We start from the raw sequence: 13,236 nt of genomic DNA, 5'->3' as shown, positions 1-13,236 counted from the left end.
CGACTCCAGCCTTGTCCAGTCGAGCAAGGTGAGTAGCGTTGGCTTCGCTCAAGAGCCTTGAAGGATCACCGCAGACAGCAAAAAAACGATGACCGACGTGAACAGGCCACACACCCCGCCGATTAGAACGCGAAAGACAGGGTGTTGCGCTCGCCGGAGGCGGTACACCCAAAACCACGTTCCTATCCCGGCACCGAGGGTAATCATCGACACCATCAACTTCTCGGCGCTGCCCGGTCGCCCGTAACCGAGGATTTCGATCGCCACTGACACAATCATCAGCGCGGCGATAAAACCGCCGATAGCGCCCGCAAGGTTGGCGATCAACAGATTCCGGGTGCCGCGACACCTCACTACCCAAATCCACACAGCCGCCGTAATCGCGGCGATAGAACACACTCCAATCACTTCCATTTGATGCTGTCCTTGATATCCATTTCTCTGAGCTGGGTTTGTGTACCGCCCCATCACTCACAGAATAACTTTCAAATAGTCCCGAAGCGCAATGACCGGCGCTTCAAGCTGCTCCATCGTCCGGACATTGCTGAAATCAGCGGATAACCGATGCAGCTCACGTCCTAGCGGCGTATCAACACCGCCTAAGGCGTCCAGCGCCAAGCCTACACAGTGCGCCACTCTAAACTGGATTGCCTCGATATCACCCCTGCGCACCAACAACCCAAAAACCTCCCGCTCATAATCACTCATGATCGGATCATCCCGCAGGATCGGGCTTTCCCCCTCCCGCTCATAAGCCAGCTTGAGGGCGAACAGGGCAACGGTTTCCAGTGGCAATTCCATTGTGTGAATCCTTGATTCGTTAGCCGAGCGGTTTGGGTTGTAGCGCCTCAAAAGCAAGATCAAAAGATCGCAGCCCCCGGCAACCCCAACGAAGCGGGCAGGCGAGCCCACTTTTCTACAGACGAAAAAAAAGGCCTTGCAAAGCAAGACCTTTCTTAATTTTGGTGCCCCGAGGGAGACTCGAACTCCCACTTCTTGCGAAAACGGATTTTGAATCCGCCGCGTCTACCAATTCCGCCATCAGGGCTTAATGGCCGCGGAGTATAGAGATGAGATTACTGTTGGTCAATCAGGTACATAGAGAATTTTCACTATTTCGGCTAGACTTCCGGCCCCTGCTAGACGAACCCCATCATGCGCGTTGCTGACTTTACTTTCGAACTCCCTGATTCGCTGATCGCTCGCCACCCTTTGGCCGAGCGTCGCAACAGTCGCCTGTTGACCCTTGATGGGGTCAGCGGCGCCCTGGCACACCGTCAATTCACTGATTTGCTCGAGCATTTGCGCCCGGGCGATTTGATGGTGTTCAACAATACCCGGGTGATTCCGGCGCGGCTGTTTGGCCAGAAGGCTTCCGGCGGCAAGCTGGAAATTCTGGTGGAGCGGGTGCTCGACAGTCATCGCGTGCTGGCCCATGTGCGTTCCAGCAAGTCGCCCAAGCCCGGTTCGAAGATCCTGATCGACGGCGGCGGCGAGGCAGAAATGCTGGCGCGGCACGATGCGTTGTTCGAGTTGGGCTTCACCGAAGAGGTGTTGCCGCTGCTTGATCGCGTCGGGCACATGCCGTTGCCTCCTTATATAGATCGCCCGGACGAAGGTTCGGACCGCGAGCGTTATCAGACCGTGTACGCCGAGCGCCTGGGCGCGGTGGCGGCGCCGACGGCGGGGCTGCATTTCGATCAGCCGTTGATGGAGGCGATTGCCGCCAAGGGCGTCGAGACGGCGTTCGTGACCTTGCACGTCGGTGCGGGCACGTTCCAGCCGGTGCGGGTCGAGAAGCTTGAAGATCACCACATGCACAGCGAATGGCTGGAAGTCGGCCAGGACGTGGTCGATGCAGTCGCCGCTTGCCGTGCGCGCGGCGGTCGGGTGGTGGCGGTGGGGACCACCAGCGTGCGTTCCCTCGAAAGCGCCGCCCGTGATGGCGTGCTCAAGCCGTTCAGTGGCGACACGGACATCTTTATCTTCCCGGGCCGGCCGTTTCATGTGGTCGATGCCCTGGTCACCAACTTCCATTTGCCCGAATCCACGCTGTTGATGCTGGTTTCGGCGTTCGCCGGTTATCCCGAAACCATGGCTGCCTATAAAGCAGCGGTGGAGCATGGTTACCGCTTTTTCAGCTACGGTGATGCGATGTTTATCACCCGTAATCCTGCGCCGACTGCCCCTAAAGAATCGGGCCCTGAGGACACTGTATGAGTCGTATGTCGTTTGAACTGCTGGCCACTGACGGCAAGGCTCGTCGCGGTCGTTTGACCTTCCCGCGCGGTACCGTCGAGACCCCGGCCTTCATGCCGGTGGGCACGTACGGCACGGTCAAGGGCATGTTGCCGCGGGATATCACCGCCACCGGCGCGGAAATCATTCTGGGCAACACCTTTCACTTGTGGCTGCGTCCTGGCACCGAAGTGATCAAGAAGCACGGCGACCTGCACGATTTCATGCAGTGGAAAGGCCCGATTCTTACAGACTCCGGCGGTTTTCAGGTGTTCAGCCTGGGCGCCATGCGCAAGATCAAGGAGGAGGGCGTGACCTTCGCCTCCCCGGTTGACGGCGCGAAAGTGTTCATGGGCCCGGAAGAGTCGATGCAGGTTCAGCGTGACCTGGGCTCCGACATCGTGATGATTTTCGACGAATGCACCCCGTACCCGGCTGACGAAGACGTTGCCCGTGTGTCGATGGAGCTGTCGTTGCGTTGGGCCCAGCGTTCGAAAAATGCGCATGGCGACAACACGGCGGCGCTGTTCGGCATCGTTCAGGGTGGCATGCACCAGGACCTGCGCATGCGCTCCCTGGAAGGCCTCGACAAGATCGGCTTCGATGGCCTGGCCATTGGCGGTCTGTCGGTGGGCGAGCCCAAGCACGAGATGATCAAGGTGCTGGATTACCTGCCGGGCCTGATGCCGGCTGACAAACCTCGTTACCTTATGGGCGTTGGCAAACCGGAAGATCTGGTTGAGGGTGTGCGCCGCGGTGTGGACATGTTCGATTGCGTGATGCCAACCCGTAATGCCCGCAATGGGCATCTGTTCATTGATACAGGCGTGCTGAAGATCCGTAACGCGTTCCATCGCCATGATGATACGCCGCTGGATCCGACCTGCGATTGCTACACCTGCCAGAACTTCTCCCGTGCTTATCTGCACCATCTGGACAAGTGCGGCGAAATGCTGGGTAGCATGTTGAATACCATCCACAATTTGCGCCATTACCAGGTGCTTATGGCTGGTTTGCGCGAGGCTATTCAACAGGGTACATTGGCCGCCTTTGTCGATGCCTTCTACGCCAAACGCGGGCTACCTGTTCCGCCTTTGGACTGAGTTTTCTGACCCCAAGATTCAACATTTGCAACTGGAGTGCTAAATGAGCTTTTTTATCTCTAATGCCATGGCCGACGCTGCTGCACCGGCAGCTGCAGGCCCACTGGGCGGCGGTTTTGAGTGGATTTTCCTGGTCGGTTTCCTGGTCATCTTCTACCTGATGATCTGGCGTCCACAGGCCAAGCGCGCCAAAGAGCAGAAGAACCTGCTCGGCAGCCTGCAAAAAGGCGACGAAGTTGTGACCACCGGTGGTATCGCCGGCAAGATCACTAAAGTGGCAGACGATTTCGTGGTTCTGGAAGTTTCCGACACCGTGGAAATGAAGTTCCAGAAAGGCGCCATCGCCGCCACGCTGCCAAAAGGCACGCTAAAAGCGATCTAAGTTTCAACTTCTACTCAATCGACGGGGCGCGCAAGGCGCCCCGCGTCATAAGCGGGCGGCGTGATGCTGAACAAATACCCTCTGTGGAAATACATTCTGATCCTGGCGGTGCTGGCGGTCGGTCTGATTTATTCCGCTCCCAATCTTTATCCTGATGACCCGGCCATTCAGGTCAGCGGTGCAAGCACTGCGCTGTTGGTCAATCAGGCTGATCTGGATCGTGTGAGCACTGCGCTCAAGGAATCCGGGATCAACGTCAAGGCGGCCACGCTGTCGGCCAACGGCAAGGGCGGCCTGATCCGTCTGACCAAGGCTGAAGACCAGCTGCCGGCCAAAGACGTCGTGCGCAAGGCATTGGGTGATGACTACGTCGTTGCACTGAACCTGGCACAAACCACCCCGCAATGGCTGCGCAGCCTGGGCGCGCACCCGATGAAGCTGGGTCTAGACTTGTCCGGTGGTGTGCACTTCCTGCTGGAAGTGGACATGGACAAAGCCCTCGACGCACGCTTGAAAGTGTACGAAGGCGATGTGAAAAGCCTGTTGCGTAAAGAGAAACTGCGCTATCGCAGCCTGCCGCAACTCAACGGCGCCATTCAGCTGGGCTTCACTGACGAAGCAACTCGCGAACAGGCCCGTGCGCTGGTCCGCAAAAGCTTCAACGATTTCGACATTGTTCCGGCCGACCTCAATGGCCAACCGGTACTGCGTCTGGCGATGACCCCAGCCAAGCTGGCGGAAATCCGTGAATACTCCATCAAGCAGAACTTGACCACGGTACGTAACCGCGTCAACGAGCTGGGTGTTGCCGAACCGATTGTTCAGCGTCAGGGCGCCAACCGCATCGTGGTTGAGCTGCCAGGCGTGCAGGACACCGCAGAAGCCAAGCGTATCCTCGGTAAGACGGCCAACCTCGAGTTCCGTCTGGCTGCAGAGCCAGGTGCTTCGAAAGCCACTTCCGAATCGTTCGAGTTCCGTGAAGGCAAGCGTCCGCCGGCACAGATCGAGCGTGGCCTGATCATCACCGGTGACCAGGTGACTGACGCCAAGGCTGGCTTCGGCGAGCACGGCACACCAGAAGTGAACATCCGTCTGGATGGTCATGGTGGCGAGCTGATGAGTCGTGCGACTCGCAGCAACGTTGGTCGCAGCATGGCGGTGATCTTCATCGAGCAACGCCCTGTTACTACCTACGTGAAGCAAATGGTTAACGGCGTCGAGAAAGACGTGGCGGTCCAGACGTTCAAAGAAGAGAAGAAGATCATCAGTCTGGCGACCATCCAGTCGCCGCTGGGTGCTCAGTTCCGCATCACTGGCCTGAACGGTCAGGGCGAGTCGTCCGAACTGGCGCTGCTGTTGCGTGCCGGTGGTCTGGCTGCACCAATGTACTTCGCTGAAGAGCGCACCATTGGTCCGAGCCTGGGTGCCGACAACATCGTGAAGGGTGTTGATGCATCGCTGTGGGGCATGCTGTTTGTCTCGCTGTTCATCATCGCCATCTACCGCTTCTTCGGCATCATCGCCACTGTCGCTCTGTCGGTGAACATGGTGCTGCTGCTGGCCTTGATGTCGCTGCTGGGTGCAACGCTGACCCTGCCGGGTATCGCCGGTATCGTGCTGACCATGGGTATGGCGGTCGATGCCAACGTACTGATCTTCTCGCGGATTCGTGAAGAGATCGCGGCGGGCATGACGGTACAACGGGCAATCAACGAAGGCTTCGGCCGGGCATTCACCGCGATTCTCGACGCCAACCTGACAACATTGTTGGTCGGCGGGATTCTCTTTGCGATGGGCACCGGCCCGGTCAAAGGCTTCGCAGTGACCATGTCCCTCGGGATCTTTACCTCGATGTTCACGGCCATCATGGTGACCCGCGCGATGGTCAACCTGATCTTCGGCGGTCGGGACTTCAAGAAGTTGTGGATTTAAGGGGCTGCCATGTTACGTACAATCAACTTCATGGGCGTTCGCAACTTCGCGTTCGGCGTCACATTATTCCTGACCGCACTGGCGTTGTTCAGTTGCTGGCACAAGGGCATGAACTGGGGCCTGGACTTCACCGGCGGTACGCTCATCGAGCTGACCTACGAGCGTCCGGCCGATGTGTCCAAGGTGCGTACCCAACTCAGTGAGTCGGGTTACCACGAAGCCATCGTGCAGAGCTTTGGTGCGACCACCGATTTGCTGGTGCGCATGCCTGGCGAAGACCCGCAACTGGGTCACCAGGTCGCTGAAGCGCTGCTGAAGGTCGGCGGCGATAACCCGGCAACGGTCAAGCGTGTCGAGTTCGTCGGCCCGCAGGTGGGTGAAGAGCTGCGCGATCAGGGCGGCCTCGGCATGCTGATGGCGCTGGGCGGCATCCTGATCTACCTGGCTTTCCGCTTTCAGTGGAAGTTCGCGGTCGGCGCCATTGTTTCGCTGATCCACGACGTGATCGTGACCATCGGTATCCTGTCGTTCTTCCAGATCACCTTCGACCTGACGGTGCTGGCGGCGGTGCTGGCGATCATCGGTTACTCGCTGAACGACACCATCGTGGTATTCGACCGGGTTCGTGAGAACTTCCGTGTGCTGCGCAAGGCGACCCTGATCGAGAACATCAACATCTCGACCACGCAAACCCTGCTGCGGACCATGGCGACGTCGATCTCCACGTTGCTGGCGATCGCGGCGCTGTTGTTTTTCGGTGGCGACAACCTGTTCGGCTTCTCCATTGCCCTGTTTATCGGTGTTCTGGCGGGTACCTACTCGTCGATCTACATCGCGAACGTGGTGCTGATCTGGCTGAACCTGAGCAGCGAGGATCTGATTCCTCCTGCGGCGACCGATAAGGAAGTCGACGACCGTCCATAACGGCCATCGCTTTCCCAGCTGTCTGCCAAAAAAGGCGCGAGTTGAACTCGCGCCTTTTTTTATGCTCCAAGGCTGGGAGAAGCGCGGGCTTTGTCCCGCATGTGATGGTCAGGAGGTTCATGTGAACAAGTCGTTGCTGGTTGGTGCGGTACTGGGTGCTGTCGGTGTGACTGCCGGGGGCGCTGTTGCCACCTACAGCCTGGTTAAAAGCGGCCCTGAGTATGCGCAAGTATTGGCCGTTGAACCGGTTAAGACACAGATCAAGACTCCACGTGAAGTGTGCAAGGATGTTGCAGTGACCCGCCAAGCGCCGGTCAAGGATCAACACCAGATCCTCGGTACGGTCATTGGTGCGGTAGGCGGTGGTTTGCTCGGCAACCAGATCGGCGGCGGGACCGGCAAGAAAATTGCCACCGTGGCCGGTGCAGTCGGCGGTGGTTATGCGGGGAACAAGGTCCAGGAAGGTATGCAGAATCGCGATACCTACACCACGACCCAAACCCGTTGTAACACTGTGAATGACATCAGCGACAAGGTTGTCGGCTACGACGTCCGTTATTCGCTGGACGGCAAGGAAGGCAAAGTGCGGATGGATCGTGATCCGGGCAATCAGATTCCGGTCGATAAGGAAGGCAAACTGGTGCTGTCGCAGAACGAACAGGCTCCAGCTCAATAATCAGCTGATTGCACAGGCTCAAAAAAAAGCACCTGAAAGGGTGCTTTTTTGTGCCCGCTATTTATCAACCACCAACACCCCCGTAGGAGCAAAGCTTGCCCAGGCAAATCCCGGGCATAAAAAAAGCACCCGAAAGGTGCTTTTTTTTGTGGGCGTTCGCTTAGCGTTTCAGCGAAGCCGGCAGGTGCGGCTGGATGGCCGTCAGAACTGCTTTGAAGCATTTGGTGTTACCGGCAACGACGTGGCCTTTCTCAAGGAAGTCGTGACCACCGGTGAAGTCGCTCACCAAACCGCCGGCTTCCTGGATCAGCAGGGCGCCTGCAGCCATGTCCCACTCAGACAGGCCCGACTCCCAGAACGCGTCGAAACGACCGGCAGCCACGTAGGCCAGGTCCAGGCTTGCCGAACCGGCGCGGCGGATGCCGGCAGTCTGGCCAACCAGAGCGCGGAACATGCCCAGGTAGTTGTCGAGGTTGTCCATCTGGTCGTCACGGAACGGGAAGCCGGTACCCAGCAGGGCGCCGTCGAGGCTGGTGCGACCGCTGACGCGCAGGCGACGACCGTTCAGTTGAGCGCCGCGACCACGGCTGGCGGTGAATTCTTCCTGGCGAACCGGGTCCAGAACAACAGCGTGTTCCAGGCGACCGCGGTATTTGCAGGCGATGCTGACGGCGAAGTGAGGAATGCCGCGCAGGAAGTTGGTGGTGCCGTCCAGTGGATCGATGATCCACAGATATTCTTCGCCTTCGCCGCTACCTGGGTGCATGCCGGTTTCTTCACCGAGAATGCCGTGGGTAGGGTAGGCCTTGCGCAGCGCGTCGATGATTTTCTGCTCGGCGGCGCGATCCACCTCGGATACGTAATCCTTGGCGTCTTTTTCGTCGACCTTGATGGTATCCAGGCGCTCGATGGAGCGGAAGATCAATTCACTGGCGCTGCGGGCGGCGCGCAGCGCGATATTCAGCATGGGCTGCATGGATGTGTCACCTAAGGTTGTTAAAGAAAGCCGGGCATTCTATCAGAACTTTTCTACAGGTGAAGGTCGGTGTTCGCTTTCATAGCTTAACGGTAGGATGAACTGTAAGATTCGGCTCCCTAATTTAGTGTTCGAGATCGCCTCCCGTGCTGCATAACATTCGTGTCGTCCTGGTCAATACCAGCCACCCCGGCAATATCGGCGGGGCTGCGCGTGCCATGAAGAACATGGGCCTGTCGCGGCTGGTGCTGGTCGAACCGCGGTTGTTCCCGCACCACGAGGCCGATGCCCGTGCCTCCGGCGCCGGGGACATCCTTGAAAACGCGCAAGTCGTCGCCACCTTGGAAGATGCCTTGGTCGGCTGCAATCTGGTCCTCGGCACCAGTGCCCGTGACCGCCGTATCCCCTGGCCGCTGCTCGATCCTCGCGAATGCGGTGTGAAAGTGGTCGAGGAAGCCGCTCAAGGTGCGGAGATCGCTTTGGTCTTTGGTCGTGAAGATTCCGGCCTGACCAATGAAGAGCTGCAGCGATGTCATTATCACGTGCACATCCCATCAGACCCTGAGTTCAGTTCGCTGAATCTTGGGGCAGCGGTGCAGGTGTTGAGTTATGAAGTGCGCATGTCCTGGCTCGCGGCCCAAGGTCAGCCGAGCAAGGTCGAGAAGGATGAAGTGGCGTCCACCAAAAGTGGCGAACTGGCGACTATGGATGAGCTGGAGCGATTCTATGAGCACCTGGAGCAAACCCTGGTGGCCATCGAATTCCTCGACCCGGAAAAGCCGCGGCACTTGATGGCGCGCCTGCGTCGGTTGTACGGACGAAGCTCGGTCAGCCGGGCGGAAATGAATATATTGCGTGGCATCCTCACGGAAACCCAGAAAGCGGCCCGTGGCGAGCTTCTTAAGCGGAAGGATTAAAAATGTTCGAGCGTTTGCGTGAAGATATCCAGAGTGTTTTCCACCGTGATCCGGCAGCGCGTAACGCTTTTGAAGTATTGACTTGCTACCCCGGCATGCATGCCATCTGGATTCATCGCCTGTCGTCTGCCCTGTGGGGCATGGGCTGGAAGTGGCTGGCGCGGCTGGTGTCGAACTTCGGTCGCTGGTTGACCGGGATCGAGATCCATCCGGGGGCCAAGGTGGGTCGTCGCTTTTTTATCGACCATGGCATGGGCATTGTCATCGGTGAAACTGCTGAGATCGGCAATGACGTGACGCTTTATCAGGGCGTGACCCTCGGCGGCACGAGCTGGAACAAGGGCAAACGTCACCCAACTCTGGAAGATGGTGTTGTCGTGGGGGCGGGCGCCAAGGTGCTCGGTCCGTTCACGGTCGGCGCCGGGGCCAAGGTCGGTTCCAATGCGGTGGTGACCAAGGCTGTGCCGCCGGGTGCGACAGTTGTCGGGATTCCGGGGCGAATCATCGTCAAGTCCGATGATGAACAGGACGCCAAGCGCAAGGCCATGGCCGAGAAGATCGGTTTTGATGCCTATGGTGTTGGTGAGGATATGCCGGACCCGGTGGCGCGCGCCATTGGTCAATTGCTGGATCACTTGCAGGCGGTCGACGGTCGGCTGGAAGGCATGTGCGGCGCGCTGAAGGATCTGGGCAGTAACTACTGCGCCAAGGATTTGCCTGAGCTGCGTGAAGAAGACTTCGCCTGCGTAAAAGGCAAGGACGAGAGTCAGGCCAGCTAAACCGGGTTGGCCCTATCGCGAGCAATTGCTGGCTGTACGCCGCCAGCCTTTGCTATGATGCGCGCGCTCTTTTGCGGGTAATCCTGACTAAAGTACTAGGTCTTATAGTTGACTAAAGTACTCGGGAATAGCATACTCGCCCCCATTCCGAACTCCGTGGTAATTGTCCATGAGACTGACTACAAAAGGCCGATACGCCGTGACTGCCATGCTTGACCTGGCGTTGCATGCGCAGCACGGGCCGGTGTCCCTGGCCGATATCTCCGAGCGCCAAGGCATCTCCCTGTCCTACCTCGAACAGCTTTTCGCCAAATTGCGCCGCAGCAATCTGGTTTCCAGCGTTCGTGGCCCGGGCGGCGGCTACCAGCTGTCCCGCGAGATGCAGGGCATCCAGGTCGCCCAGGTGATCGATGCGGTAAACGAATCGGTCGATGCAACCAAATGCCAGGGCCAAGGTGATTGCCATCAAGGTGACACCTGTCTGACCCACCACTTGTGGTGCGATCTGAGCCTGCAGATTCACGAATTTCTGAGCGGTATCAGCTTGGCTGACCTTGTGACTCGCCGTGAGGTGCAAGAAGTAGCCCAGCGTCAGGACCAGCGCCGTTGCAATGGCAAGGCGCCACGCCTGGACAAGATTGAAGCGTCCGCCGTCGAATGACAGCCAAAGAGCTAGCGGCACGCCAGCCAGCCTGATTTAGGAGATAGTCCATGAAATTGCCGATTTACCTTGATTACTCTGCGACCACCCCGGTTGATCCGCGTGTCGCGCAAAAGATGAGTGAATGCCTGCTGGTCGACGGAAACTTCGGTAACCCGGCGTCCCGTTCCCACGTATTCGGCTGGAAAGCTGAAGAGTCCGTCGAAAACGCTCGTCGTCAGGTCGCTGACCTGGTCAACGCCGACCCGCGTGAAATCGTCTGGACCTCCGGTGCCACCGAGTCTGACAACCTGGCAATCAAGGGTGCGGCGCATTTCTATGCGACCAAGGGCAAGCACCTGATCACTACCAAGATTGAGCACAAGGCTGTCCTCGACACCATGCGCCAACTGGAGCGTGAAGGTTTCGAAGTGACCTACCTCGAGCCTCAGACTGATGGCTTGGTAACGCCGGCCATGATCGAAGCTGCACTGCGTGACGACACCATCCTGGTTTCGGTCATGCACGTGAACAACGAAATCGGTACCATCAACGACATCGAAGCCATCGGCGAACTGACCCGCTCCAAGGGCATTCTGTTCCACGTTGACGCGGCTCAGTCCACCGGCAAGGTCGAGATCGACCTGTCGAAACTGAAAGTTGACATGATGTCGTTCTCTGCCCACAAAACCTACGGCCCTAAAGGCATTGGCGCGCTGTACGTCAGCCGCAAGCCGCGTGTTCGCATCGAAGCGACCATGCACGGCGGCGGTCACGAGCGTGGCATGCGTTCCGGCACCCTGGCGACCCACCAGATCGTCGGCATGGGTGAAGCCTTCCGCGTAGCCAAGGAAGACATGGCTGCCGAGAACGTGCGCATCAAAGCCTTGAGCGACCGCTTCTTCAAACAGGTCGAAGACCTGGAAGAGCTGTACATCAACGGCAGCATGACCGCCCGCGTACCGCACAACCTGAACCTGAGCTTCAACTACGTTGAAGGCGAGTCGCTGATCATGGCCCTCAAGGATCTGGCGGTTTCGTCCGGTTCGGCCTGCACCTCGGCTTCCCTTGAGCCTTCGTACGTGCTGCGCGCCCTGGGCCGCAACGACGAACTGGCACACAGCTCGATTCGCTTCACCTTCGGCCGTTTCACCACCGAAGAAGAGATCGACTACGCCGCGCAGAAAGTCTGCGAGGCCGTTACCAAGCTGCGCACTTTGTCGCCGCTGTGGGACATGTACAAAGACGGTGTCGACATTTCGAAAATCGAGTGGGCGGCACACTGATTTCAAGTCGCCGCAAACCGGCCCTGTGAACTTAAGGTTTCAGGGCTCAAGAGCGACTCTCTGATGAGTGAGGATTAAGAATCATGGCTTACAGCGAAAAGGTCATCGACCACTACGAAAACCCGCGCAACGTCGGCAAGATGGACGCGGAAGACCCGGATGTCGGCACTGGCATGGTCGGCGCTCCGGCGTGCGGCGACGTGATGCGTCTGCAAATCAAGGTTAACGAGCAAGGCATCATCGAAGACGCCAAGTTCAAGACCTACGGTTGCGGTTCGGCTATCGCCTCCAGCTCCCTGGCGACCGAGTGGATGAAAGGCAAGACTCTGGATGAAGCAGAGACCATCAAGAACACTCAGCTGGCCGAAGAACTGGCCTTGCCGCCAGTGAAAATTCACTGCTCCGTACTTGCTGAAGACGCTATCAAAGCGGCTGTTCGCGACTACAAGCAGAAGAAAGGCTTGATCTGACTTTCAAGATTTGGCGACGAGTAAGGAGTCACCGATGGCTATCAGCATGACAGAAGCGGCAGCTCAACACGTGCGACGCTCCCTCAACGGGCGCGGCAAAGGTGAAGGGATTCGTCTGGGTGTTCGCACCACAGGCTGTTCCGGCCTTGCCTACGTGCTGGAGTTCGTCGACGAGGTGGTTGCAGAGGATCAGGTGTTCGAAAGTCACGGCGAGAAAGTGATCATCGACCCGAAAAGCCTCTCATACCTGGACGGCACCGAGCTTGATTTCGTCAAGGAAGGGTTGAACGAAGGCTTCAAGTTCAACAATCCCAACGTACGCGGTGAATGTGGCTGCGGCGAAAGCTTCAACATCTGAGGCTGCGCGTGGGTATTCCTTGTCATTTCGCTTTATTTGAACTGCAGCCGAGCTTCCGTCTGGATCTCGAGCAGTTGGCCACGCGCTATCGTGAGTTGGCGCGCGGTGTTCATCCGGACCGCTTTGCCGACGCTCCCGAGCGCGAGCAGCGGCTGGCGCTCGAGCAATCCGCGAACCTCAACGAGGCCTACCAGACGCTCAAGAATCCCCCAAAACGCGCGCGCTACTTGCTCGCCATGGGTGGTCGCGAGTTGCCGCTGGAGGTCACGGTGCATGATCCGGAGTTTCTTCTGCAGCAGATGCAATGGCGCGAAGAGCTCGAAGACCTGCAAGACAGCGCCGATCTGGCCGGCATTGCCGTGTTCAAGCGCCGCTTGAAGGTTGCGCAGGATGAGCTGAACGAAAGCTTCGCAGCCTGTTGGGATGACGCAGCGCAACGTGAACAGGCCGAACGCCTGATGCGGCGCATGCAGTTCCTCGACAAGCTCACCTACGAAGTGCGCCAGTTAGAAGAGCGCCTCGACGATTAACCCAGTGCCGCTCCGGTCGCACGCC

Annotated in this window: 16 protein-coding genes and 1 tRNA gene; 13 read left to right on the top strand and 4 right to left on the bottom strand. The window is 58.4% G+C overall.

Annotated features, from left to right (window positions below; genetic code table 11):
• Nucleotides 1–48 precede the first annotated feature (48 nt).
• From ACA071_RS25655 to ACA071_RS25645, 3 genes are all read right to left on the bottom strand, one after another.
• Entirely contained in the window at nt 49–414 is a 366-nt protein-coding gene (locus ACA071_RS25655) for a hypothetical protein (RefSeq protein WP_497641672.1), read from the bottom strand.
• 57 nt (nt 415–471) lie between these two features.
• Nucleotides 472–801, bottom strand: coding sequence for a hypothetical protein (locus tag ACA071_RS25650; RefSeq protein ID WP_497641671.1), 330 nt, complete (start codon nt 799–801; stop codon nt 472–474).
• A gap of 162 nt (nt 802–963) precedes the next feature.
• A tRNA-Leu gene (locus tag ACA071_RS25645) sits at nt 964–1,048 on the bottom strand.
• Nucleotides 1,049–1,155: 107 nt separating this feature from the next.
• Here ACA071_RS25645 and queA point away from each other — a divergent pair.
• The 6 genes from queA to ACA071_RS25615 all read left to right on the top strand — a co-directional run bounded on the left by queA (nt 1,156) and on the right by ACA071_RS25615 (nt 7,255).
• Nucleotides 1,156–2,220, top strand: coding sequence for a tRNA preQ1(34) S-adenosylmethionine ribosyltransferase-isomerase QueA (queA, locus tag ACA071_RS25640; protein WP_497641670.1), 1,065 nt, complete (start codon nt 1,156–1,158; stop codon nt 2,218–2,220).
• 5 nt (nt 2,221–2,225) lie between these two features.
• Nucleotides 2,226–3,341 carry a tRNA guanosine(34) transglycosylase Tgt gene (gene tgt / locus ACA071_RS25635; RefSeq protein ID WP_497645386.1) on the top strand — a complete coding sequence of 372 codons (1,116 nt, stop codon included), beginning with the start codon at nt 2,226–2,228 and terminating at the stop codon, nt 3,339–3,341.
• A 43-nt stretch (nt 3,342–3,384) separates the two neighbouring features.
• Nucleotides 3,385–3,723 (top strand): preprotein translocase subunit YajC, encoded by a 339-nt coding sequence (gene yajC / locus ACA071_RS25630; RefSeq protein ID WP_169373231.1) that lies wholly within the window; start codon nt 3,385–3,387, stop codon nt 3,721–3,723.
• 63 nt (nt 3,724–3,786) lie between these two features.
• Nucleotides 3,787–5,655, top strand: a complete 1,869-nt coding sequence (secD, locus tag ACA071_RS25625; RefSeq protein ID WP_497641669.1) for a protein translocase subunit SecD — start codon at nt 3,787–3,789, stop codon at nt 5,653–5,655.
• A 9-nt stretch (nt 5,656–5,664) separates the two neighbouring features.
• Entirely contained in the window at nt 5,665–6,579 is a 915-nt protein-coding gene (gene secF / locus ACA071_RS25620; protein ID WP_497641668.1) for a protein translocase subunit SecF, read from the top strand.
• Between the two features lie 121 nt (nt 6,580–6,700).
• Nucleotides 6,701–7,255 carry a glycine zipper 2TM domain-containing protein gene (locus tag ACA071_RS25615; protein ID WP_497641667.1) on the top strand — a complete coding sequence of 185 codons (555 nt, stop codon included), beginning with the start codon at nt 6,701–6,703 and terminating at the stop codon, nt 7,253–7,255.
• A gap of 160 nt (nt 7,256–7,415) precedes the next feature.
• Here ACA071_RS25615 and suhB read toward each other — a convergent pair whose 3' ends face one another.
• Nucleotides 7,416–8,231 carry a type III secretion system regulator SuhB gene (gene suhB, locus ACA071_RS25610; RefSeq protein ID WP_008147729.1) on the bottom strand — a complete coding sequence of 272 codons (816 nt, stop codon included), beginning with the start codon at nt 8,229–8,231 and terminating at the stop codon, nt 7,416–7,418.
• Nucleotides 8,232–8,377: 146 nt separating this feature from the next.
• On the opposite strand from suhB, the gene trmJ reads away from it, so the two are divergent.
• From trmJ to hscB, 7 genes are all read left to right on the top strand, one after another.
• Nucleotides 8,378–9,148 carry a tRNA (cytosine(32)/uridine(32)-2'-O)-methyltransferase TrmJ gene (gene trmJ / locus ACA071_RS25605; protein WP_201114682.1) on the top strand — a complete coding sequence of 257 codons (771 nt, stop codon included), beginning with the start codon at nt 8,378–8,380 and terminating at the stop codon, nt 9,146–9,148.
• A 2-nt stretch (nt 9,149–9,150) separates the two neighbouring features.
• Nucleotides 9,151–9,927: a serine O-acetyltransferase gene (cysE, locus tag ACA071_RS25600; RefSeq protein ID WP_497641666.1), complete on the top strand. Its 777-nt coding sequence runs from the start codon at nt 9,151–9,153 to the stop codon at nt 9,925–9,927.
• Between the two features lie 169 nt (nt 9,928–10,096).
• Nucleotides 10,097–10,588, top strand: a complete 492-nt coding sequence (gene iscR, locus ACA071_RS25595) for a Fe-S cluster assembly transcriptional regulator IscR (protein WP_121734138.1) — start codon at nt 10,097–10,099, stop codon at nt 10,586–10,588.
• Nucleotides 10,589–10,638: 50 nt separating this feature from the next.
• The gene (locus tag ACA071_RS25590) at nt 10,639–11,853 is read left to right on the top strand and encodes an IscS subfamily cysteine desulfurase (protein ID WP_497641665.1); all 1,215 of its coding nucleotides are present in this window, start codon (nt 10,639–10,641) and stop codon (nt 11,851–11,853) included.
• Nucleotides 11,854–11,936: 83 nt separating this feature from the next.
• Nucleotides 11,937–12,323 carry a Fe-S cluster assembly scaffold IscU gene (gene iscU, locus ACA071_RS25585; protein WP_003443374.1) on the top strand — a complete coding sequence of 129 codons (387 nt, stop codon included), beginning with the start codon at nt 11,937–11,939 and terminating at the stop codon, nt 12,321–12,323.
• A gap of 34 nt (nt 12,324–12,357) precedes the next feature.
• A complete protein-coding gene (gene iscA, locus ACA071_RS25580; protein ID WP_054045385.1) occupies nt 12,358–12,681 on the top strand; it encodes an iron-sulfur cluster assembly protein IscA in 324 nt (107 codons plus the stop codon).
• Between the two features lie 8 nt (nt 12,682–12,689).
• The gene (gene hscB / locus ACA071_RS25575) at nt 12,690–13,211 is read left to right on the top strand and encodes a co-chaperone HscB (protein WP_497645385.1); all 522 of its coding nucleotides are present in this window, start codon (nt 12,690–12,692) and stop codon (nt 13,209–13,211) included.
• Nucleotides 13,212–13,236 lie beyond the last annotated feature (25 nt).

It is taken from the genome of Pseudomonas sp. LBUM1646 (assembly GCF_059716165.1).
This window is presented reverse-complemented; position numbering and strand designations above follow the sequence as displayed.